The sequence below is a fragment of the Fibrobacter sp. genome, from assembly GCF_017545445.1.
Lineage (GTDB): Bacteria > Fibrobacterota > Fibrobacteria > Fibrobacterales > Fibrobacteraceae > Fibrobacter.
Genome location: NZ_JAFWOM010000043.1, coordinates 69,468 through 93,102 on the forward strand (window position 1 = coordinate 69,468; position 23,635 = coordinate 93,102).

Genomic DNA, 23,635 nt, shown 5'->3' on the forward strand with positions numbered 1-23,635 from the left:
ACCACTAACCACTGCCTACTGCTTACTGCTTACTTTTCTTAGCTTCTTCAATAATCTGCTTGCGGTAGGCGATGCCGACACCGAAACCGATCACCATGTAGCATGTACCCAAGATGAGCAGGTATTCGAGAATGAACGGAACTTTTTCGTTGTAGAAGAGGAGACCGGCAACGTAGGTAAGCACAATCAGCACAATCTGGAACATATTGAAAGCTTTGTTCTTGCGGGGCTGGAGCTTCGGGAGGAACAACGGACTCACCATCAAAAATCCAGTGACAACGAAGACGATTAAAGGAACCCAGAAGATGAACGTGCTTGAATCCGCAAAAACGCCTTTGGTATTGAGGAACACGATGAGAGTGGCGTTGACCATGCCTGCGAACGTGGAGGGAAGACCGGAGAAGTGGTGGTGGTAAGTGTCAGAGTCGCAGGCGTTGTACTTGGCGAGTCGCATGGCGGCACAGAGTACGTAAATGGCGAGGGCGACGACCATCAGGAGTCCATGGTTCTGGAACCAGTCCGGGGCGTACATCTTGTAAGTGAAGAAAACGCCGAATGCTGGAGCTAGACCGAATGCAATCAAGTCGGCAAGGCTATCGAATTGGGCGCCGAATTCGGAACTGGCATTTACAAGGCGGGCCGCAAAGCCGTCAAGCTTGTCAAAAAGGGCACTCAGGATGACGAAATAAGCTCCCATGCGGATTTGGTCTGCCGTACTGAATGAAGCGAACGCACCTGTAGTCCAGCAAATGGAAAAAACACCCAATAAAAAATTCATGCTTGTGAAGGCATTTGGCAAAATATAGCGTAAGTTTTGCACCATGAACTCCTTTAAATAATGAGCTAAAGATAATTTTTTTTAGAGAAAATGAGAACTTTTTTATTGATTATTCTGCTGTTCGACCGATTTTATTTCCCAAAGAGCAGTCACACCTGCGGCAACGACAAGATTATTTGGTGGTGCATAGGGGTTTTCTGCCGTAGGGAAGTTCGTCCAGTGCTTGGTGGAAAACTGGTAATATGTTGATGGTCTGTACATGATGGGAAGGACTGGCACCGTCTGCATGAAGCGCTTGTTCAATTCTCGGTATGCTTGCTGGAGCTTTTCTTCGTCCGTAATTCTTGGGATGCTGTCTAAAAGGCTGTTGATTTTTGCATCTTGAAAGCGTCCTGGATTTGCAAAAGATTCTTCACCGATGGGTTTGTAGGCGGTCAGGCTCAATAAGTGGTTGAACCTGTCCCAAGGACTTGCTACGGAGTGGTCTATCGGTGGCGTTATCATGGCGAGGTCAAATGTTCCTCGGCGCAAATCCGTGTCCCAAGTGCTGTAATCGACAAATTTCGGGACTGCAGTTATCCCGATTTCTGCAAATGATTCGACAATCACATTGATTGCTTCGTTCCAGTCGGTCCAACCTTGAGGACACTCTATAGTAATATTACGGATAAGCTTTTTCTTTTTGTCTTGGAGAAGGCCTTCCTTGTTCCAGGAGTAGCCGGCGTCTTTGAGTATTTTGCGAGCCTTGTCTGTATTGTAGCCGTAACCGTAAAAATCAGCATCCTCCTTGTTGTAATATTTTTTCTCTGCTCCGAAGGGGAGGATGAGTCCGGGTTGCATGCTCGGGGAGTAGTTAGATACAGCTCGAACCTTGATTTTTTCGAAATTTATGGCATGAGCTAGGGCCCGTCTGAAGCTTACGTTGTTGAAGGGTTCTTTTTGTGTGGCAACGGCCAGAACGGTGATGTTTGCCGGTTGTTGGTAGGGTTCTTCCCTGCTCCACGCTCGGATGCTGTCCCTGGCTTTTTCCCAAATTCTTGGCAAGTAACTGGAGGAAACGTCCAGATTTCCACGTATCATGGCGTTATTGAAGTTGTCATTGCTATTGTATATAGCGTGGATGATGAAACGGGGAACAGGCTTCTTTCCCTTAAATTTATTTTGTCGCCAATAGCTTTCAGAACGTTCCAATACGATTTTGTCAGGACTATAGGATTTTAAGTTGTATGGACCCGAGGCTACCGGGAGCGAGTCGTTCTTGAATTCTCGAATTTTCTCCATACTGTAGCCCTTGCCGTTTTTGGCGGACTTGAGGAGCGGCTCGAAGACCGCCTTTGGGAGAATGGAGGTCTCGGCAATGGCGTTCAGGACGATTAGCGGGTTTCTTTGTGACGCAAGATGGAATGTGATATTGTTGTTCCCGTCGTCTGTGATGGCCTTGATATGTTGCCAGTTGTCGTGATGGGCTGTCGGGAGAATGGAGTCTATCTTGAATGTGTAAATCACATCATCGGCAGTGACAGCTTGTCCGTTGTTCCACTTTGCTTCTGGATCGAGATGGACAGTGATGCTGGAATCCGTTTGGATGTAGGAATCGGCTAGCATCGGGTCTAGCTTTCCCGTAAGCAGGTTATAGGTGAGGAGCGATTCGTACAGAAGCCTGATGTTTCCGTCTGTTGGAAAATTGGGGTTCGGATCCAACGGGTTGAAAGTCGTGGGCGGAGCCCATTCGAATCCGCCGATGTATAAAGTTTCATTCCTCGGATATTCAGATAACTTTTGGAGAGGGGGTTGCTTGGAAACCTCTTCTTTGCAACCTGTAGCCATGAATGCGATCGACGTAAAAAACGTCATCATAAACACGTTTTTCCAGAACGTCTTCGTTATAGAATGGTTGCATGAAATAGTCAGTTTCTTGAAATTGTAACCCATCTTTTCCCTATAGAACTTTATAATAAAAATGTAGTGACATTTTGCATAACTGACTACTAAATTTTAGTTTACTATACTCTAAATTAGAGCGGAAAACCGTAAAGGACCCGTTTGGGGGAGGCGCTGAACAAAGTATGGTTCAAAATGAAGGGTGTCCCTGCCCCTCCAGGTGTGTTGAATGACTTTACGACTTTCCCGTCCTTGAGGGATATGGCGATAATTTCGTTGCCTTGGTCTATCCATGCAAGCCCATCGTCGATGAACGGCTTTGAAAATATGGATTTTTTCCCTTGGAATTTCCAAAGCGGAGTTCCGATGTTTGAATAAAGCAAAATAGATTGGTCGGCAAGCGAGAGAATGATTTTATTATCGTTCTGGTCTCTAAAAACTTGTACAGAGACGATGGGATATTCCATGAGCACCTGCGTAGGACTGAAATCCTTGCGCTTTGTATTTTGCAGGAACATCTTGTTTGTACTAGAGACGAGCACGAGTGTTGAATCGAGTCCTTCCATGCTGGTGATGTTCACTTGAACCTTGTTGATGAATTTGTCAATTGAAAAACCGGTGTCATCGTTTAGGCGAAGGAGTTCTCCATCCAAATTGCAGAGTTGTAGGTAACGGGAAAATTTGACAACATGGAATGGCATGGAATAAACTTTGCGGGACCAAACGACATTGTAATTAGAGCGGGCGATTTTCATCAGGAACCCGTTCCACGTGGAAACATAAATGAAGTCGTTTGTCAGTGTAAAATTGAATACTTTGCCTGGCAATTGGAGTGGTTTGTTGAATGCGTCCTTGTTGATGTCATAGACATTCATTTGGTAGCCGCTTGAAATGAAAATGGCGTTTTCGTCGGATTCAATAACTGGTGCATTCCCAATTTTTCCGATGTACTTGCTCCAGCGTTGTTCTCCATTTTCTGCATTGATGCAAATAAGTTGTTCTGTGGCTGGGTCTATGGTGTAAAGGTTTTTCTTTGCTCCTAGGAATTGTGGATATGTAGTCTTAGGAGAAATGTTTAGTGGACTTACAAAATTTGCACCGATGGTTTTGCTGTAATTACTTAAAATCGTGTTTGCTATTTGCGGATTTCCGATAGAGAGCCTGACGGCTTCGGCCCATGTTTTTTGGCGTTCCTTTTCGGGTGCATTTTTTTGTTCTAAGTACAGAGCCTTGAAAAAGTGGGCTTCGGCATTGCCGGGTTCGTTCTTGATGATGGAATCGAGAACGGGATTGATATTGTCCCAGTCTTCTTGTCTTGCTTTTAAGATTGCCTTGGATGCGAGCTTGCTAGAATAGAGCGGACGTTGTCCATAATAGTGGGCATCTATGACATAGATTTTTTTGTCGTCGAAAGGTATGTAGATGTACTTGCTTTTGACGATGGGGCGTGTCATGGGGGACTTGGCAAAGTTGAAATTCCACAGAGGGCGGAGCAGCGTATCGACTGCGATGACCGCGCCTTCGTTTGAAAAGAGTCCGAGAGTCCCTTGTGCAAGTGGGTACAAGTTAGACGCATTGACGCGGATGCTCGAAAGTATGGTTCCGTTGAGTCTGTTGTACAAAGTCACTTTTCCCGATGCTTCGAGCGTGACGATGTTATTCTCGAATGATTGAAGGCTTTCAATATTACCGACGCTTGCTTTCCAGAGCGGAGTCTTTGGATTTTTGGGAGAATAGCAGAAAAGCGTGTTTCCGGAAATCAGGTAAATGAGGTTGTTATAAACGAAAGTTTGTTGGATAATATCGTATTGGGCGATGACAAAAGATTCTGTTGCCGAGGCTGTTGAAATCACATGAAGGGCGTTATCGGTACAGTTAACGATAAAGAAATCGTTTCCAAGCATGTCTTTTTGCAGTTGGCAAGAACTGAATGTATTGTTGCCTCTGACGGACGTACCCTTGCGGTCAAGGACGTAAATATCGCGATCCGTCATGGCTATGGCGTGGTGGTTGACTGCGGTAAATTGCGTGATATCCTTGATATTGAATGAAAGCTCTTGTTTGGGCGATGTGTGCGACTTGAAAAATAGGGTGTCACGAGTGGAATTGTGGAACCACATCCCGTCGGAATCGATATGCAATAGAATATTGCCTTCTTCCAGCTTGGAGGAAACGTCTATAACGAGTCCGCCTTCAAGTTTGGCGATGTTTCCGTTTTCGTAAAGAATGTTGGCGTTTTTGCCGTCAAAGAATTTGCGAATGGGGCTTCGGAGAGGGATAGTCTTCTTTAAAAGCCTTTCCGGGGAAAAACTGGTGGCTGCATCGCGTTCGGCAAGCCAATATGCTTTGCTTGTCGTTTGGGTTATTGCTTGGCTGCGGGCGTAAAAGTGGTTTGCCTGGGCTTTGTTGCTTGCCATGTCGTAGATTTTTCCGAGATAGAAAAATGCGGCTTCCTTGTCGTCTGTATCTCCTTGGCGAGAAACTTTTTCAAGGAGTCTGATGGCGTCATCGACTTCGCCCTTCATTTCAAAAAGGTAAATGGCTTCTTGCAACTGGGATGCCATCTTGCTTGCGAGCGCATGAACCGAAAATACCGTGCAGAGGGCGAGGAATGCAACAATCCACGCCTTGCTGAAGGTGCTTTCTTTTTGCGCGAAGTTAAGCATCGAACTTGTAGCCCGCTCCACGGATGGAAAGGATGATTTTCGGGTTTGCCTGATCGTCTTCGAGTTTGCGTCTCAAGTTGACGATGTGATTGTCTATCGTTCGTGTTGATGGCATGTTGTCCGGAGTGTAGCCCCATAGGTCTTGCAAGAGATCTTCTCGGAGTATGACTTCGCCACGGCGTTGCCAGAAGTACTTGAGAATTTGGAATTCTCTTGTTGAAAGTTCCAGCGGTTCGCCGTTCTTGGAGGCGATGAATTTCTTGAAGTCCAGATGGATGTCTGCAAAATCGATGGCATCGACAGAAGCGAGTTGCTTTGCCGGGCGGGCTTGTGCTTGAGCCTGTTGGTCTATTCGGCGGAGGAACGCTTTTACGCGAGCCAACAGTTCCAAGATGGAGAAAGGCTTTGTTACGTAATCGTCTGCGCCCATGTCGAGGCCTGCGACCTTGCTTGTTTCTTCGGTCTTTGCCGTAAGCATGATGATGATGCATTCAGGGTGCTTTTTGCGGATGAACCGGCAGACTTCAAAACCGCTCTTTTTGGGGAGCATCACGTCCAGCAATATCAAGTGCGGTTGGAACGAGTCCGTCTTGGCGATAGCTTCTTCGCCATCGCATGCCGTTTCGACTTCGTAGTTTTCGAGCTCGAAGTTGTCCTGGAGCCCAAGCCGGATGATTTCTTCGTCTTCTACGATGAGAATTCTGTATGGTTGCATAATCATTCTGCCTTTTTGAATCTTACGGTGAAGGTTGAACCCTTGCCGGGCTTGCTGGTGAGAGAAATTGTCGCATGATGGGATTCCGTCACTCGTTTCACGATGGCGAGTCCAAGTCCGGAACCTTTCGTGCTGCGAGTCATTTCGTCACCGACCCTATAGAAATCATTAAATATATTTTTTTGTTCCGAAGAGGGAATGCCGATTCCGGTATCAGCCACAGAGAAAACGACTCTGTCTTCGTCGGGTTCGACGGTAATGGTGATGTCTCCGGGGGCGTTCGTATATTTGATGGCGTTTTCGATGAGGTTCTGGACCAAGCTATAGAGGGCCGTGTAGTCACCGACAACAAATAGGCCCGGTTCAATCTTTGTGCTGAACAGGAGGCCCTTTTCGACACCGATATCTTCTACGTTATCAAATACTTTTTGGACACAGGCTGAAAAATCGAGTTTTTCCCAATGGAATCCTCCTTTGCCATGTTCCATTCGCGTGTAGTTCAAAATAGCGCCAATCAGGTTTTCAAGTCGGGTCGCTTCCTTGCCGATAAGTCCCGAATATTCCTGTACTTTCTCTACTTTCTGGACTCGTCCGCGGGCCATCATTTCGGCGAACATCTTGATGGAGGTTAGCGGAGTCTTGAGCTCGTGCGAAACGCTCGAAAGGAAATTCGCTTTCATTGCCAAAAGCTTGTGCTCTTGCGTCAAGAAACGGAACATCACAATGGATCCCAAAAGCACCGAGATTAGCGAGAATGACAAAAGTCCGTACATGAGGAACATGCGCTTTCGAGTTTCTTTTTTGATTTCACTCAAGCCTTTTTCGTATAAGGTAAGCGTCCAAGAAATGGCCTTGTCTAAAGAAACTTGATTTAATATGGAGGAACTGTCTGATACATGCCCAAGGATAAGTGTTTTGTCGGAACCTTCGGTAATGGAGTATGGGATGCCTTTCCAACCTTGCGTTACGGCTTTGAGCTTGGAACGCATGCGCTCGCGGTATTCGTCGGTATTGACTTTGGCTAGCACTACTTGGTCGCCTGACAAGATGGGGTAGCTCATCTTGAGGAATGTTACCTTGCGGTCATTCATGATATCGATGCCGCTTTTGGTAATCGTTTCTTTGCTCAAAAGCGTATGGACTATGTCTTTGTTGTTAAAGAAAATGTCCATGTAGCCGAGCTGGCGGTTGAAGTTCTCGCGTAGGTTCCAGAATGCTTCGCGTTTTTCTTGGCTCAGGTTTTCGAACGAGAGAATTTGTGTAAATGTAGTTTCGAAGAAGAATTTTGCCGAGGGCAAGTTCTCGATGTTTTCGCTCTGCAAAAATTGATTTAAGACGGAGAGCGTGTAGTCTTCGGCTTCTTTGTGTTTCTTTTGTGCAACAAGAATTTCAAAGTGCAACAAATTCACCGAACGGGTCAGGTCCGAATGGAGATACCCTTGCTGATGTGGATGTTTTTCGAGAATGTTTAAAAGCCTGAGAGCTTCTTCGTAGTCTTTGGTTTTGTATGCAATACGGATAAGTCCCAATATATTCTGGATCTGGTCGTCGATGGATTCGAACGAAAACCGGAGTTGCCGTGCGGATTTGGAGAGACCTACCGGTTGCGGCATGACCGAAGTCACTTCTTCGCGGAACAGCAGTTTTTCGAAGGGGCTTGCGACGCTGTTTGAATAGTCAGAAGTCTTTGAAAAATGCTTGGAAGAAATGTCGGGATAGATGAGAGTTCCTTTGTTGTAAAGGAACATGGCTTCGATGCCGTTGACCGTCTTGAATTGTGTGGCGTTTCCGAAGTCTAAAAGACTGTGAGGCTGTTCGTAAAGATAAAGCGAGGCGGACTTGATTTCTTGAAAAATCTTGTTCTGCTCTTTTTGTATGGTGCTCGTGACTTCTTCGCGGAATGTCTCTGTACTTTCAGTAAAGTTCTTTTGCGCAAGGTAAGCTTCGTTTTGGATATTCCTTACGCTCAAAAAGGAAAGAATTGCCGTAGGTAAGACAATTCCCCCTGCAAAAAAAGAAAGAAAGAGAAGGTTGCTACGAGAAATCTGCATTGAAAGCTCACTTCCTTAAAATGGAATATGTGCTGACAATTCTGGATAATCTAGTATAAGAACACTTCCGGCCATGAGTATTGCTAGAATCGAAATTGCGATACCGATAATTATCAATAAGTTTTTTGTCACTTGGCCAAGTTTGCTTTATGTGTTATGGATACCTTATGCCCAACTTCGACACGGCGGCTGCTGGAATAGATTTCGCGTACAAGGACGGAGCATTCGTTGTCACTAGCTCTTGCTATGACACCACGCCCGAGAAGTCTCGGGGCAAGACCGGCATCGGAAGTGTCCTCGTCCCAGAAGGCGACTGCATCGCCTGTATTATAACCTTGCTTTGTTCCTTTATCGACAAGAATATAGGAGTACGCTCCAATAATAAGCATCGGGTCCATCGTGTAGCGGATCATTGCCATTTCTTCGATCTTGGCTTCTGGAACTGTCGTATAGCCGGAAACGTTCAAGATGTTGAGCGGTTGCTTGAGACGAGCCTTGGCGTGGTCGAGCTTGATTTCTTTGAAGCTCTGGACAATCATCGCTCTCGAAAGCGTATCGCCAACGCTTGTAATTTTTGCATATCCTGAAAGTCTGACCAATGCATAGTAGTCAAAGCTCTTGTCCTTGTGTGCCGGAACTTCGATAGCCCGTGCATCGACGATTTCGATCAAGTCGCCCTTCTTGAGGCTTGCGTTCGTCTTGCGTCCAACGCCAACGATGACCTCGGACTCAGGAATGTGGATGATGGGTTCCTTCTTTTCGCCAGAGCGGATGGAGAAGAAGCGTTTGTCGGTCCTGATGCCGTCTAACGTGTAAATTTCGGGGGCGAGAATTTGGTAGTAACCGTTGAAAATTTTCGGTTCTGGACGCTTTTGGTAGAAATAGGCATCCTCGACTTTTTTCTTCTTTTGTTTTTTGTCTTTTTCGCGGAGATTGCCGAGCATGTTCTCGAAGTCGCCATCGCGGGCGTCCCTTTCGTCACATCCAACGGCGGTAATGCCTTTGGGCAAGTTGGAATCGGCGACGGCAGCTTCGCACGGTCTCGTCTTGGCGGGGATGCGGTAGCCGTCGTCCTTGACGCCTTCACCCATGTAGATGGAATCGCCTGGATAAATCCAGTGCGGATCCTGAATATGTCTGTTGTTTTCCCAAAGGTCCGGCCATGCGAATGGATCGTTCAAGAATTCACCACTCAAGTCCCAAAGAGTGTCGCCTTTTTTCACCACGTAGGCGGATGCAAGCAGAGCCGAAAGACCAAGACAGATCGATGCACATTTTAAAAATCGCATACTTTTCCCTAAGCCAAATAATTAATGTTTTTTAGTTTCCAATCTTTAATTTAATCTTTTCTTTGCTTAAAAGACGGCGTTTTTTGCACAAAATGCGGAATATCGGACATATTTGCACGTTGTGGGCGTTCTTTGGGGCGTTGAATGTTCCTAGAACGGTGTGCTTGAGCCGGATTTTGGCCCAATAGACCCACGCGATCAGGGACGAACAGGAAGAGAAGTTCAAAATTGCCGCGCCCCGGTTCCATGTACAGTGGGATGCATTTGCGCAGCACATAGCCTTCGTTTCGGAACGCTTTGATTTCTTTGGTAGCCGTTTCTAGGTTCCCGGTCTGCAGGAGGATTCTTTCGGGACGCGAGGTGGCGAGTGTATGCTCGATTTCCGAGGTTAGAATGTCTTCTCCGGTCAAGTTGACGTAGAATGTCCAGCGGCCTTCGGCGTTTTCGCTCTTGGAGAAAAACTTTGCGATAAAGTTTGCATCGAGGTGGCTGCGGTGGAATCGCATGTTCGATGTCGCGAGGTTCTTGATGTTCATTCTGGACGACTGCATGGCGGATTCGCGACAGTCGAGAGCTTCGACTTGCTTAAAGCATGGAGCAAGGCATGCCGAAACGTATGACGAGCCGGAGCAGAACTCGAAGAACCGGTCTTCACGATTGGGGTGAATTGCATCTTTGATGCGGGTAGGGAAGTTCAGCCAGGCATCTTTGATACGTGGAGTCCAGTCCAGGACGTGCATACAGAATCCTGTGCTTGCGATGGGCATGAAATCGCTGCCGAGCGAGCATTTCGTTTCGATTTTCATTCCGCGTGCATCGGCGGGGTCAAAAAGGCGGTCGGGGAGGCACTGGATCTGGTGGCAACTGATGACTTCGGGACAGCTGCGTTCGACGAAATCGACGAACGTCTTGTAGCCGTGTGCCGAAATTTTTCCTTTGACGTTCACTTGTACAAGAAGCGCGAAGCGTCCGTCACCTGTGGCTCGGAACCAAATTTGACGTAATGCTTTTTTGAAAATGTGCAGGTGGTCTTTATGGAGTTGTTCCATGACGCGGACGACCAACTCAATCGGCTTCATCTCACGGGATGGCGCTTCGATGGTCAAGTTCTCTTGAACACCGCGGTATTCTTTGACGATTCTCCAGTCGCTGTGCTCGGGAATGGCGTCGGCGGTGTACCAAGCCTGTAGTTTACCTGGAATGCGGTCGTTTGTCATCCATGCTAAGACTTGGGCCTTGATGTCTTCGAACGAAAGAATTTTACGGACGACCGGTTTTTCGGTTTTGGCGCTTTTCTTTGTATTTAATTCATCGTCTGCGTAGATATCGTGTTTTTTGGAAACATTGAATTTGTTTCCTGCGATAGCTTTTCCTATTCTATTACCTACGGTTTTGTTGTGTGCCGTTTTGCTTACGGTTCTGCCCATCGTTTTGTTTTCCGTGCGGCGTGAAAATCGATTGCTTTGTTTGTACATCTTTTAATGTTCTGTTGAATGATTAAACTATAAATCTCGGATAAATCCAGGAACATTCGCGGGCGAGCGTTTTAGGAAATTCGCGGAACGAACCGTTAATCTGATACATGTTGAGGCTTCCCTCGACGGGGGAAAGTGACATGACGCTGTCGGCGCGCGCTTCGAGATAAGGGTATTCATTTATGTTGCACGAAGATACGACTGCGCAGCCAGTGAGGGAGATAATCGTATCGACCATTTGCATGAGAATTTGGTGCGGAGCTCCGCTCAATCTGACAGACTTCGGATTGTGGAGAACGGCTGAAATCGGGTCAATCACGACAACTTTATAATCGTGGTTTTCGAGCTTCTTTGCACCTTGAATACGTTTTACAATAAGTTGTGCGATTTCAATGGGCGATAGTGCTGTACCGCGAAGATTCAAGAAACCGAACCTCGGCGTGCTGGCGTTAAGCTTGCGTTTTGCGCCAAGCAAAAAGAGGCGGTTCAAAAATACGGACTTAGTGAGTTCCATATTAATGAACAATACGTCGTTCGAATTCGTCGTGTTGCCGAACCAGTCTTCGCCGTAGCAGATAGAAAGCCCCATGTCCATGAGGGCTAGTGACTTTCCGCTTTTTGGCGGAGCCGTGAACAGGAAAAATTCGCCTGCGCGGAGAACGTTCTCGATAACGCAAGGGTCTTTTTTAGGGGCTTCGTCGCTATCGCTTGCAAGAGCGATGAGCGGTTTGCCGTCTAGCGTGTATTCTGCCCATTCACGCCATTCCGTGAAGTTCCTGGCGCCTTGATCTAAAGCGATAAGGTATTGCTGCTTACCGTTGCGGAGCACGCCAGGCATGCGAACCATCTGGTTCGGATTGCGGTTGCCGTCATCGACTTTGAACCCTTGTGATTCCAAAGTCTGGAACAAAAAGTCAACGCGTTCGTTATATTCGTCAAGATCGGTTGCTTCGATTTTAATCCATGCTTGCACGGAGTTCGCACCTGTGTTGATGAGGGCTGCACAGGGGAGGTTCAGAGCTTTGTAATAAGCGAGCTGCTTTGCGAGTGTCATCTTCGGATTATCGACGACAACGTAACGGAAATGCCAACTTTCGTCAGTCGCCTCGGCCCCGCTCTTGACCGCATTGATTGTCAAAAGCGCTCCGTCGGGGCTGTCGAGTTGCCTCATGATTTTCTTTAGAGCATCGTCCTGGCCGATGATGTTCGATACAAGTTCTTGCGTACTTGTCGGTGTATTCGAAATTTTGAATTCGATGGTTTCGTCGGACTTGAATGTCGCAGAAAGTAACTTGGCAAGGTCTTTTCGCCAGTCGGCTGCGGGCCACGGAATTGAAAGCGCTTCTGGGTCAATCTTGAAGTTCTGTAAAAGTTCAAGGGATTGCGAGTCCAGACCAAGTGCAATCATCTGCTCCATCATGCTTGCCGGAATAGGCGAGATGATGGTGGGGCCCATGGCGGGGATGGGGGCCGCGCCTGATTGTGGTTGGGCCATCGAGGGTTGCATGGACTGGGCTTGTGCTGAGGATATTGGCGCTTGTGAAGTCGAGATCTTTTGAGCTTCATCGCGTTCCGATTTTCTTCGTTCTTCAGCAAAAGCGTTACGCAGAATTTTTTCTACATCGTCTGCGGAGAGACCGTCGTCTCTTGCTTTTCCTCCCAACTGGAAGGTGGCGTCCATGAACGTCCAGCCCTCGCTCAATGCGGCAACGCCCGCTTTGAACAGTTCCTTCTTCAGTTCGCTTTTGTCGGAAAACTTTCTTTTGATAAAGTCATTGAGAAATTTTTTTGCGTTTTCCATGGACACCTCCAGATTGGGTGGTTGTATGATTAAAAAATTCCTTTATTTCAGCGGGTCGCTTTTGGGATCGAGCTTTCCGGTACGCACGTATTCCTGTATGTCGCGGGATATGCGCATCGAGCAGAACTTCGGGCCGCACATCGAGCAGAAGTGCGAGGACTTTGCGTTGTTGCCGGGGAGCGTTTCGTCGTGGAATTCCACAGCGCGTTCCGGGTCGAGCGACAGCGCGAACTGGTCGTTCCAGCGGAAGCTGAAACGGGCACGCGAAAGTGCGTCATCGCGGAAGTGTGCTGCAAAGTGACCCTTGGCGAGGTCTGCGGCATGGGCGGCGAGCTTGTAGGTCACCACGCCTTCGCGAACGTCGTTCTTGTCCGGGAGGCCCAAGTGTTCTTTGGGCGTCACGTAGCAGAGCATGGCGGTACCGAACCAACCAATCATAGCAGCTCCGATAGCAGACGTGATGTGGTCGTAACCTGGAGCGATATCCGTGGTGAGAGGGCCAAGTGTGTAGAACGGCGCGTTGTGGCACATTTCAATTTGGCGGTCCATGTTTTCGCGAATCTTGTGCATCGGCACGTGACCCGGACCTTCAATGATAACTTGCACGCCCTTCTTCCATGCGATTTCGGTGAGTTCGCCGAGCGTATCGAGTTCGGAGAACTGGGCCATGTCGTTCGCATCTGCAATGGAACCCGGACGGAGCCCATCGCCCAAAGAAACGCAAACGTCGTACTTCGCGAGAATATCGCAGATTTCGTCGAAGTGCGTGTAAAGGAAGTTTTCTTGGTTGTGCACCATGCACCAGCGGGCGATGATAGAACCGCCACGGCTCACGATGCCCGTCGTGCGTTCCAAAGCGAACGGCACGTACTTGAGCAAAAGTCCTGCGTGGATCGTAAAGTAGTCAACGCCTTGTTCCGCCTGTTCGATAAGCGTGTCGCGGAACACTTCCCACGTGAGGTCGTCGGCGATGCCGTTCACCTTTTCGAGTGCTTGGTACATTGGCACCGTTCCTATAGGCACGGGGCTGTTGCGCAAAATCCATTCGCGCGTTTCGTGGATGTCCTTGCCGGTCGAGAGGTCCATCACCGTATCAGCACCCCAACGCACGGACCAGACCATCTTTTCGACTTCCTGTTCAATGGAAGAGGCAACAGAAGAGTTACCGATATTGGAGTTGATTTTCGTGAGGAAGTTGCGGCCGATGATCATCGGTTCGCATTCCGGGTGGTTCACGTTCGCGGGGATGATGGCACGGCCTTCGGCGAGTTCCTTGCGTACGAATTCCGGCGTGATGGCGTTTCCGTTGCTGCCGAAGATTTCGTCCATCTTCTGGTTTTCGCGGATGGCCACGTATTCCATTTCGCGGGTGATGACGCCTTCGCGGGCATACTGCATCTGCGTCTTGTGTCCGCCGTCTTTTTCTTGGCGTTCGCGAATCCACGGTTCACGGATGCGTTCAAGTCCTTTCTTTACATCAATCGTCTTGTCGGGGTCGCCATAAGCACCACTCGTATCATAGACAGGGAGCACGGGGCATTTGGGGTCGTCGAGCGTGATTTCGCGCATGGCGACTTTCAAATCCGGAAAAAGTTTACCGGGGACATAAATCTTGCGAGACTGCGGAAACGGCTTGAAAAAGCCATTGGTTTCAGACATAAACGTTCCTTTTGTTCAATTACGAACCAAGTTCAAGGGGTATAATCTCAGCCGACATGGGTACGGCACCCCACCAATAATATAGATAATATAGTGATTAGTGATTAGTGGTTAGTGGTTAGTGGTTAGTAAACAGTAGGACAAATGCGTAGGTCGAGCGTCGCGGCCAAGCTTGCTTGGACATGACCGAGGCCAGCATTTGGTGCTTGAGCGTAGCGAAAGTACAAGTAGGCAGTAGGAAGTAGGAAGTGAACGTCATCCTGAACGCAGTGATATATGAAACTTGGCACTTTGACGCTTTGCGTCCGCAACATCAGCTCGACCATAAAAAATGCAAGCATTTTTTGCGGCACTCGCTTCGCATGCTATTAGTGCCTTAGTTGAATTATACTCAAAGAGCATAACTCTACTAGGCCACTAAAGTGGCGAGTATCGTTTAGGTTCGTAGGAGCAGGATCCAGTGAATTATTTGATTTTCCAAAAAATCTTTTTACCTAAAAGGAGAGTGACTTTATTAGCTATTTTTGTATTTATATCCTAAGTAAAGGATGGGTATTATGCATAAACGAGTTGTTTGGGTATCTTTTGTTAGCGCTTTGCTGCTTATTGTTGTTTACGGTTTGAATAAATCTCTAAATTACGGTTCGTTCAAGGACTCTCGCGACGGTCAAACTTACAAGACCATAAAGATTGGCGAACAGACTTGGATGGCCGAAAATATGAATTATGAAATGCCTGATAGCTATTGCTATGGCGATAAGGCTCTTAACTGTGTTAATTATGGTCGCCTTTACTCATTGAAATCGGCAAATGAAGTTTGTCCGGCTGGTTGGCGTTTGCCGACGCCTCTCGATTGGAGTGTCCTGATTTTTTCGATAGGTGGGGAATCTGTTGCCGGTCAATATCTTAAATCAGCGGAAGGTTGGGTTGGTGGCGGAAATGGTACGGATGATTATGGGTTCTCGGCACTCCCTGCAGGGGCTAAGTATGGAGAATCAAATTACGGTGCTGAGGGTAAGTCTGCGTTCTTTTGGGGAGCGCTGGGTGATTCCCAGAATCATACGTATGCAATGGTTCTTGACTATTATAACACTAAAGCTGTTGTTGAAAGTGAAGTTGCTGAGCACTGGCTTTCTGTTCGTTGCGTCATGGCTGAAACTCCAAATTCCAGCAGTTCTGCAGAGCAAAATAGTTCTGCTGAGCAAATCAGTTCCGCAGAGTCTGTGAGTTCGTCTTCGGCTGCGACAATTCCTGCTGCTCGGGGATCCCGAATGGAAGGGGATTTTCTTATCGATTTACGCGACAATCAAGTTTACAAAACGGTAAAAATCGGAACTCAGACATGGATGGCTGAAAACTTGAACTATAACGTTGAAAATAGTTCCTGTGATTTGGTGAAGTGTACTGAATCTGGGCGTAGTTACACATGGGATGCTGCCATGAATGCTTGCCCGGATGGTTGGCATTTGCCGACACGAGCCGAATGGAAAACGTTGATTTCTTTTGCCGGTGGAAAATCTGTGGCGGGCAAGATGCTCAGGGGAAAAGCAAGCGGAAGTGGCGGAGAAAGAATGCGTGGCCCGTTTATTGAATTTTATCGAGTCGATGGTACAGATGAATTTGGTTTCTTGGCGTTGGAACCAAATTACTGGAGCTCGACGGAGGATGACAAGGATAACGCTTATCACATCGATATGCCCTCTAAGGATGGTTCTGCAGATGTCGCACGAGAAGCCAAATCAAAGGGCTTGCATGTTCGTTGTCTTTTGGGAGAGGCTGAACGTGCGGAACAAAAAAAGCAAGATAAAATCGTTGCTGCTTTTACGGATAAACGTGATGGAAAAACTTACAGGACTGTTGCTATAGGTGAACAGACTTGGATGGCTGAAAATTTGAATTATGAAACCGAAAACAGCTATTGTTATGATGATAACGTAAAAAATTGTGCACTATATGGTCGTCTTTATGAATGGGAGGTTGCAAATGTTGCATGTCCTGACGGTTGGCACTTGCCTTCGATTGAAGATTGGGAAGATTTAATCATTACTGTGGGCAATCGTGATATTGCTGCTTTGGAACTCAAGTCTAAAGTCGGCTGGAATGACAGTATAGCCGGTTTGGATAAGTATGGCTTTTCGGCACTCCCTGCCGGTTACAAATATGGGGAAAATTTTGGAAAAGGAGGCCTTAACACAGAGTGGTGGAGTACGACAAACAGCAAGAATAATAAAGGCTTTAAACAAACGGTCGCTTTGGAAAAAGATAATATGAAATGGACTCGTTCCTGTATCGGTAATGCTAAGAACTCCCCGTTCCCTTGGAACCAGGGCTACAAGCCACATCGTTTCAGTATCGAAAATTTCAGTATCGAAAAAACGGCTATTCCTGTCCGTTGCCTTAAAAATAAAGCTCCTAAAGTTCTTCGCAAAGTTGGGGTGGTTAAGGCAGCTCCACTCAAAGATGCTCGCGATGGTCATACCTATAAAACGGTAAAAATCGGTTCGCAAACCTGGATGGCCGAAAACTTGAACTATAAAACAAAGAATAGTTTCTGCCATGGCGATAGCGTTGCAAAATGCAAAAAATACGGGCGTTTCTATACGTGGTATGGAGCCATTCAATGTGAAGAACAATGGATTGATGAGGATGGTGATGGTTCGGGGTTTATGAAACGGTGTGACCCGAAGCCTCCTGTTCGAGGTGTATGCCCTGATGGTTGGCATTTGCCATCGTTAAGAGAATGGACGATCATGATTTCGGATGTGGGGGGCGAAAAAATTGCAGGAACTGAGCTTAAATCGAAAAACGGCTGGGCTGGTGGAATGAATGGCTCTGATGATTATGGTTTTGCAGCCCTCCCTGTAGTTTATCATAAAAGTTACGAAGGCGAGTTTACTGAAAATAATGATAAAGCTGAATTTTGGAGTTCTACGCAATTTGAAGGAGATAAGCAAGCTTATTATATGGGCTTGACGACAAGCAAAGATACTTATCGCATCGATCTTACCGGGCGTGAATCTCATATCGCTATGAGTGGGAATCATGCAAATCTGTTGGAAAATTCTAAAGAAAGTAAAATGTCTGTTCGCTGTGTGAAGGATGGCTTGGACTTGAGTAACGCTAAAGACGAAAAACGAGAAACTAGTGATGAAAATGTGCAACAGCGCAATGTTAGTGGTGAGAGTGTTGTCGATTCGTCAGCGGTTTTGCCGAACCATGTTGAAGCTATTGTCGAAGGTTTATTTACAGATTCTCGCGATGGCCATGTTTACAAGACCGTTACTATAGGTACGCAGACTTGGATGGCGCAAAACCTTAGTTACAACGTGGAAAACAGCATTTGCAAAGGTGATTCTACAGGTGTCTGCGCTAAATACGGTCGTTTGTACTCATGGAACTTGGCGAAAGAAGCTTGCCCTACGGGGTGGCGTTTGCCAATGCGCGTGGACTGGGATACTCTTTTTGCTGCCGTGGGCGGACAGTCGGTTGCAGGTAAATATCTTAAATCATCAACGGAATGGTATGGCCATGGAAATGGTTCGGATGCGTACGGTTTTTCGGCTCTTCCTGTCAATGTTTTTAGTCATAAGGACTATGAGGGCTTTTTTTCCAGCGGCAGTGTTTGGAATAGCAAGATAGGCCGAAGTGCATTTTTCTGGAGCTTTGATAATGGAATTTTGGCGAATGCTGTGTATTTGCTTTACTATAGCGATAACGCATTTTTTTATAGCTTTCCTAAGGATAATGCTTTTTCAGTTCGCTGCATCAAAGGGGATTTGTCGGATGGCAGTAAGAAAAAGATGATAGAAGATTCTCTGCTTACCGATGCCCGTGATGGTCGAACCTATAAGACCGTAAAAATTGGCAAGCAGGTTTGGATGGCGGAAGACTTGAACTTTGCAACTCCGGATAGCTACTGTAGCAGTGACAGCACAAAGAAGGACAGTGCAAGTTATTGCGATAAATTCGGGCGTTATTACAAGTGGAGCGATGCTATGGATAGTGCTGGAGTTTATTCTCAGGATGCTAAGGGCTGTGGAGCCGAAAAGAGTTGCATCCCGACTTATCCGGTACATGGTATTTGTCCGACAGGTTGGCATTTACCCTCGCAAATCGAATGGAATGTCCTGTTTGCATCTGTCGGTGGAATGGAATCGGCAGGAAAGGCTCTTAAAACAGTAACGGGATGGAATGGCGATGCTATAGGCTCTGATGATTACGGCTTTTCTGCAATCCCTGGCGGTGGTTATTGGAGTTCTACGGAAAAAGGATATAGTTTAGCGTATTCTGTAGGGGTGTATGGTGATTGGGATAAAGCGAGTCTGAACTTAAATGAAAAACAGCGTGAAAGAAAAAGGGTCCGTTGTGTGAAGGATGGGAATATAGACGACAATCATTTAAGACAAGCGAATGTCGCTGTTTCTGACTCAAAGCTTGATTCTAGCCTTCTTGTGGATACCCGTGATGGACAAATTTACAGGACTGTTACCATAGGCAAGCAAACTTGGATGGCCGAGAACTTGAATTATGAAACTGAATATAGCGAATGTAGTGATGATAACGTAATTATGTGTTCTAAATTTGGTCGTCTTTATCCATGGTCTCTCGCGATGGACAGCGTTGCGGTGTATTCCGAAAATGGCAAGGAATGCGGTTATAGAAAAGCATGCTTCCCGACGGAACCTGTACGTGGAATTTGCCCTGATGGTTGGCATTTGCCGACAAGCAAGGAATGGGGAACCCTTTTAGAAACCGTTGGAGGTCCATCTTTCGCCCAAGTTGCACTCAAGGCCGTTGTTGGATGGAAAAACGACCGCAATGGTATGGATAAATTTGGTTTTTCGGCACTCCCGACGAGTCTAAGACATGTACCTTATAGGTACAGTTCTGATAGAAAGTATAATGCCGCATTTTTCTGGAGTTCTTCAAAATATGATGCGGACGAAGCGTTTGCGTTTGTTTTGCATGATAGACAGAAAGATAAACCTATTGAAGAAATCGCTAAGAATTCATTGCTTAACATCCGTTGCGTAAAGAATGATCCGCCGCAAGTACCGACGGAAACATCGGATTCCCTTTCGGGAAAATCGTCTGCATGGGGTGTTATGAAAGACCCTCGTGACGGACAAACGTACAAGACCGTTACCTTTGGCAATTATACATGGATGGCCGAAAATATAAAGTACGAAACAGAACACAGTAACTGTTATGATGACGATACCATCAACTGCGTTAATAATGGTCGCCTTTATGAATGGCAAGCGTTGAAGACGGTTTGTCCTGTGGGTTGGCACTTGCCTACAGAAGCCGAATGGGATACTTTGTTTGTGGCTGTGGGCGGAGCATCTGTAGCCGGGAAAAAACTAAAATCCATAAAAGATTGGCTTGATTGCAAATCTAAAACCGGTTTGGATAAAGATGGCAACGGCACAGATGAATTTGGTTTCACGGTGCGTCCTGTAGGAATATACAGCGGATATGGATATGGACCTGTAACCCAACAAGATGGGTACATGGCATGTTTCCATACGGCTGAAAAAGATGATAAATCCATGGAAGTTGAAATGTGTTTTGACTATTGCCAAGATAGTGTTGTACGCACAGACAACTATACGTACAAAGCGATTAGTGTCCGTTGCATCAAGGATTATCCGCAAAAAGACGATGGCAAAAAAATAGAGAAGAAATCATCTTCGATAATAGCTCCGTCGAGTGTCGAAAAAGGTTCTCTTGTCGATTCCCGTGACGGACAAACTTACAAGACCGTGAAAATCGGTTCGCAGACATGGATGGCTCAAAACTTAAACTTCAAAACGGAAAAGAGTTTGTGCTTTGATTTTGATTCTACAGGTTGTGCTGAATTTGGAAGCATCTACACTTGGGCGGATGCTATGAAAGCGTGCCCTGCCGGTTGGCATTTGCCGACGGAAAAGGATTGGAAAAAATTAATTAATGCTGTTGGGGATTCTACTACGGCTGCAAATGCTCTTAAATCGTCAGAAGGCTGGGTGGATTATAAAGATGTTAATGGCGGAGGTCCCGATGAGTATGGATTCTCGGTGCAACCTGTTGGCTGCTGGTGGAGTCCTCCAGAAGAAATGTCCGATGAAGGAAGTTTCAGCATCGGTGGTTATAATGCGGATTTTTGGACATCAAAAGAATTAGATGATGACAAAGCTTTAATCGTTGGAATGGGTTACTTTTATGGCAATATCAATATGAGAGAGGACCTTAAAGCTAATGGGTATTCCGTCCGCTGTGTGAAGGACTAGAAATGCGGTTAGAGACAAAGGTGAAATACTAAAAAAAGACTCGATTTTCATCGAGTCCTTTTCTGCGGTCGGACAGACTTGAACTGTCATGAGATCGCTCCCACTAGCACCTCAAGCTAGCGTGTCTACCAATTCCACCACGACCGCGTAGTCCTTAGCGGAACGGCAACAAATATAGTATAAATGCTAGATCATGTAAAGGGGTAAAGGCTCATTTTTATCATTTTTTTTTTGCTCAAAGGGGGCTTTGCCCCTCCGGCCTGTCACCCCGGACTCTGTTCCGGGGACGGTATTCCCTATTACAGTTAGATCCCAGCAACTAATTTGTCAAAGACTTGTCCGCGAACTTTGTAGTTCTTGAACAGACCGAAGCTTGCACATGCGGGGCTCATAATGACTGTGCCGCCTTTACCAATATTTAAGCTATCTGCAAACGCTTCTTCGAGAGTGGGGAAGATAGCGGTTTTAATGCCCGCTTCATCGACTCCTGCTTTTTTCAAGTCGTCTAGCATGCGTTCTGCGGTTGCGCCAATCAGCGCGATGCGTTTCAAGTTCGGGCGCTGTTCCACAAGAATTTTAGACAATTCCGTGAAGTCGGCATTCTTTTCCGAACCGCCGAGAATTAACGCGAATGGGCGTTTCATGCTGCCTGTTGCTGCAATCGTTGCATCTGGGCGTGTGGCATAGCTGTCGTTGTAGAATTCAATGCCGTTTTTTTCGCCTTTGAACTCCATGCGGTAGGGGAGAGTTTCGTAGCTTTTGAGTGCTTCGAACGCTTCGGCAACACCAATACCGATGGCTTTACAGGCGAGTGTTGCTGCCGCCATGTTTTCGAGCTGATAAATACCGCGCACCTTGCAGTCGGCGAGGTCTAGCGTTTGTCCGCTAATCGTAAGCGTCGCTCCGTCAATCACGGCATCTCCATCGCCTGCGCTAGGGCCATCAGCGAGGCTTACGGCATACTTTGTCTTGGCCGGGCTTTCTGCGGCAATCTTTGCGGTCGGTTCTGCGTCTTTCAGATAAACGCATGCACCGTCACGCTTTTGCCAACGCACGAGATTTGCCTTTGCGTCGCGGTATTCTTCCACGCTTTTGTGCCAGTCCAAATGTTCTGTCGAAACGCGCAAAACAACGCCCACGTCTGGCGATACAGACAACGTCATAAGCTGAAAACTCGAAAGTTCTAAAATGCTGATGCGGTCCGGAGTCTCGTCTTCGAGCAAGTCCAAAGCCGGCACGCCAAAATTTCCGCCAATGGAGTTCGCTTTGCCGCACTTGTCCAAAATATGGCTGATCATGCTTACTGTAGAACCCTTGCCGAGTGTTCCTGTCACGCCGATTACTTTTGCAGAACGAGTTTGTTCCAAAAATAGTTGAATCTGGCTTGTCATGAGACCACCGTTCATCTGGAACTGGAACAGTTCCTTGCTCATCGGATAAACGCCTGCTGAACGCACGACCGTCACGCAGTCCTTAAGCCCGTCCAAATAGTTCTCGCCGCTGCTCACCTTGACATTCACGCCCGCAGGGACTTCCGGCAAACTGACTGGGTTTTTGTCCATCACGACAATGTCCTTGACGCCTTCGCGGAAAAGATAACGTAACGTGCTCTGGCCCTCAACGCCAAAGCCCAAAATTCCAACTGGAGAAACAAGTGTATTCTGCATAAAAATCCTTGATGTAATTCCAACTAAAATTTAGCAACCCTTACCAAATGTGGGCGCCAAGACCAATCATGAAATGGTTTTGAAAGCCTTCCTTGCCATCCCATTCGGCTGCGTATTTGATTTTCAGGGCTAAATAGTCTTGAGTGTGAAATTCAGAATCGGGTTTTCCTAAATAAAAACGCCAATCCGCTTGTGCTCCAGCGTATTTTGCAAATGTTTTTTTGTCACTATCGTGTTCCCCTAAGCCAACAAATGGGTGAATCTTGAAACGCTCTGAATCGTATGCTACAAATCCTAGTGTCCCAAACTTTTTTTCAAGGATTGTCATTGTGAAAATTATCCGTTTAACTTGTATGGGAATACTTAAGAATATTTTTCCTGGAGTTGAATAAAATACTTCGACTCCTAATCCTCCCGTATATAATTTTTTTGTTGCAGGATTGGCAGTTAGTGTTTCGTATCGTCTTTGAATGGTGCTTTTTATTTGTCGAATTTGCGGAATGTATTGGAAATTGGGGTATTTGTTTTCGAAGTTTTCTAGACTCTTCAGACTTTCTTCGTAACTTTCTTTGTCCGGTACTCCAATTGTGGCATCGCGGATTCGGTTTCTACTGTAACTTCTGGGCAAGCAGGCGAGAATCCTTGCCAATTCCTTTTGCTCTTGTGAAATATCGGACGCTTCTATTTGATGAATTTTCTGGACTAGTACTTCATTTGTACTTGCGTCTATTACTTTGTTTAAATATTCGCCTAGATAATTCTTTGTCGTTGGAAAAATTGTTACGCTGGGCTCGTCGTCAATGTACTTGTTCACCCAGAGATCAACGGCCAAATCGTATTTTTCAATGAATAAATAGATTTGCAACCTTTCGTAATCTGTGATGATTGATTTGTTCGGATTCCCTGGCTCGGTAAGTTTTAAAATTTCATCGGGCTCGCGTTCAAGATCATCTAGTTTTAGCGCATTGTATAAACGCATTCGTGCTTCGTGTACTGCTCGTTCTTTTATGGGCAAGCCTGCGAATAGAGTGTCTATTCCATTTGAATCCGCTGCTGTCGATAGAGTCTCTGTTGGATGTAACGGCTCTGTCGGTGTTTCTTGCGAAAAACACCAACCTGCAAGTAAAAACGTTAAACACAGAACAACTCTCATCATTTATCCAATATACAATTCTCCAATAACCATTGACCAATAACCAAAAACCATAGACTAATGACTACTGACCAATGACCAAAAACAAAAATCCGCTCTCTTTCGAGAACGGACTTCTGAATGCGGTCGGACAGACTTGAACTGTCATGAGATTGCTCCCACTAGCACCTCAAGCTAGCGTGTCTACCAATTCCACCACGACCGCAGAGCGTAGCTCGCCGTAATCAT

The 23,635-nt window shown here is 46.5% G+C and carries 12 protein-coding genes and 2 tRNA genes; 1 reads left to right on the top strand and 13 read right to left on the bottom strand.

Going from position 1 to position 23,635, the window contains the following annotated elements; translation table 11 throughout:
• Positions 1 to 22: 22 nt before the first annotated feature.
• The 9 genes from IKG78_RS05295 to thiC form a co-directional block, all read right to left on the bottom strand.
• Positions 23 to 823, bottom strand: coding sequence for a CDP-alcohol phosphatidyltransferase family protein (locus IKG78_RS05295; protein WP_290940429.1), 801 nt, complete (start codon positions 821 to 823; stop codon positions 23 to 25).
• Between the two features lie 57 nt (positions 824 to 880).
• On the bottom strand, positions 881 to 2,710 hold the full coding sequence (locus IKG78_RS05300) for an ABC transporter substrate-binding protein (protein WP_290940432.1): 1,830 nt from the start codon (positions 2,708 to 2,710) through the stop codon (positions 881 to 883).
• A gap of 83 nt (positions 2,711 to 2,793) precedes the next feature.
• Complete coding sequence (locus IKG78_RS05305) at positions 2,794 to 5,325, bottom strand: hypothetical protein (RefSeq protein WP_290940435.1); 2,532 nt, start codon at positions 5,323 to 5,325, stop codon at positions 2,794 to 2,796.
• Positions 5,318 to 6,040 carry a response regulator transcription factor gene (locus IKG78_RS05310; protein WP_290940437.1) on the bottom strand — a complete coding sequence of 241 codons (723 nt, stop codon included), beginning with the start codon at positions 6,038 to 6,040 and terminating at the stop codon, positions 5,318 to 5,320. The genes IKG78_RS05305 and IKG78_RS05310 overlap by 8 nt, the downstream gene beginning before the upstream one ends.
• A 2-nt stretch (positions 6,041 to 6,042) precedes the next feature.
• The gene (locus tag IKG78_RS05315; protein WP_290940440.1) at positions 6,043 to 8,091 is read right to left on the bottom strand and encodes a HAMP domain-containing sensor histidine kinase; all 2,049 of its coding nucleotides are present in this window, start codon (positions 8,089 to 8,091) and stop codon (positions 6,043 to 6,045) included.
• Positions 8,092 to 8,219: 128 nt separating this feature from the next.
• On the bottom strand, positions 8,220 to 9,380 hold the full coding sequence (locus IKG78_RS05320; RefSeq protein WP_290940445.1) for a LysM peptidoglycan-binding domain-containing protein: 1,161 nt from the start codon (positions 9,378 to 9,380) through the stop codon (positions 8,220 to 8,222).
• Between the two features lie 50 nt (positions 9,381 to 9,430).
• A complete protein-coding gene (locus IKG78_RS05325) occupies positions 9,431 to 10,855 on the bottom strand; it encodes a hypothetical protein (protein WP_290940448.1) in 1,425 nt (474 codons plus the stop codon).
• A gap of 22 nt (positions 10,856 to 10,877) precedes the next feature.
• Positions 10,878 to 12,656 carry an AAA family ATPase gene (locus tag IKG78_RS05330; RefSeq protein ID WP_290940451.1) on the bottom strand — a complete coding sequence of 593 codons (1,779 nt, stop codon included), beginning with the start codon at positions 12,654 to 12,656 and terminating at the stop codon, positions 10,878 to 10,880.
• A gap of 42 nt (positions 12,657 to 12,698) precedes the next feature.
• Positions 12,699 to 14,315 carry a phosphomethylpyrimidine synthase ThiC gene (gene thiC, locus IKG78_RS05335; protein WP_290940454.1) on the bottom strand — a complete coding sequence of 539 codons (1,617 nt, stop codon included), beginning with the start codon at positions 14,313 to 14,315 and terminating at the stop codon, positions 12,699 to 12,701.
• A gap of 557 nt (positions 14,316 to 14,872) precedes the next feature.
• On the opposite strand from thiC, the gene IKG78_RS05340 reads away from it, so the two are divergent.
• Entirely contained in the window at positions 14,873 to 20,587 is a 5,715-nt protein-coding gene (locus IKG78_RS05340) for an FISUMP domain-containing protein (protein ID WP_290940457.1), read from the top strand.
• A 63-nt stretch (positions 20,588 to 20,650) separates the two neighbouring features.
• On the opposite strand, the gene IKG78_RS05345 is transcribed toward IKG78_RS05340, so the two are convergent.
• From IKG78_RS05345 to IKG78_RS05360, 4 genes are all read right to left on the bottom strand, one after another.
• Positions 20,651 to 20,734, bottom strand: a tRNA-Leu gene (locus tag IKG78_RS05345).
• Positions 20,735 to 20,892: 158 nt separating this feature from the next.
• Positions 20,893 to 22,254, bottom strand: coding sequence for a UDP-N-acetylmuramoyl-L-alanine--D-glutamate ligase (gene murD, locus IKG78_RS05350; protein WP_290940463.1), 1,362 nt, complete (start codon positions 22,252 to 22,254; stop codon positions 20,893 to 20,895).
• A gap of 40 nt (positions 22,255 to 22,294) precedes the next feature.
• Positions 22,295 to 23,410 carry a hypothetical protein gene (locus IKG78_RS05355; RefSeq protein WP_290940468.1) on the bottom strand — a complete coding sequence of 372 codons (1,116 nt, stop codon included), beginning with the start codon at positions 23,408 to 23,410 and terminating at the stop codon, positions 22,295 to 22,297.
• Between the two features lie 118 nt (positions 23,411 to 23,528).
• Positions 23,529 to 23,612: transfer RNA gene (locus IKG78_RS05360), tRNA-Leu, on the bottom strand.
• Between the last annotated feature and the right edge of the window lie 23 nt (positions 23,613 to 23,635).

What these genes read in the sequence shown, in the direction of transcription:
- IKG78_RS05295 (WP_290940429.1), bottom strand. Translation starts at nt 823, where the DNA reads ATGGTGCAAAACTTACGCTATATTTTGCCAAATGCCTTCACAAGCATG.
- IKG78_RS05300 (WP_290940432.1), bottom strand. Translation starts at nt 2,710, where the DNA reads ATGGGTTACAATTTCAAGAAACTGACTATTTCATGCAACCATTCTATA.
- IKG78_RS05305 (WP_290940435.1), bottom strand. Translation starts at nt 5,325, where the DNA reads ATGCTTAACTTCGCGCAAAAAGAAAGCACCTTCAGCAAGGCGTGGATT.
- IKG78_RS05310 (WP_290940437.1), bottom strand. Translation starts at nt 6,040, where the DNA reads ATGCAACCATACAGAATTCTCATCGTAGAAGACGAAGAAATCATCCGG.
- IKG78_RS05315 (WP_290940440.1), bottom strand. Translation starts at nt 8,091, where the DNA reads ATGCAGATTTCTCGTAGCAACCTTCTCTTTCTTTCTTTTTTTGCAGGG.
- IKG78_RS05320 (WP_290940445.1), bottom strand. Translation starts at nt 9,380, where the DNA reads ATGCGATTTTTAAAATGTGCATCGATCTGTCTTGGTCTTTCGGCTCTG.
- IKG78_RS05325 (WP_290940448.1), bottom strand. Translation starts at nt 10,855, where the DNA reads ATGTACAAACAAAGCAATCGATTTTCACGCCGCACGGAAAACAAAACG.
- IKG78_RS05330 (WP_290940451.1), bottom strand. Translation starts at nt 12,656, where the DNA reads ATGGAAAACGCAAAAAAATTTCTCAATGACTTTATCAAAAGAAAGTTT.
- thiC (WP_290940454.1), bottom strand. Translation starts at nt 14,315, where the DNA reads ATGTCTGAAACCAATGGCTTTTTCAAGCCGTTTCCGCAGTCTCGCAAG.
- IKG78_RS05340 (WP_290940457.1), top strand. Translation starts at nt 14,873, where the DNA reads ATGCATAAACGAGTTGTTTGGGTATCTTTTGTTAGCGCTTTGCTGCTT.
- murD (WP_290940463.1), bottom strand. Translation starts at nt 22,254, where the DNA reads ATGCAGAATACACTTGTTTCTCCAGTTGGAATTTTGGGCTTTGGCGTT.
- IKG78_RS05355 (WP_290940468.1), bottom strand. Translation starts at nt 23,410, where the DNA reads ATGATGAGAGTTGTTCTGTGTTTAACGTTTTTACTTGCAGGTTGGTGT.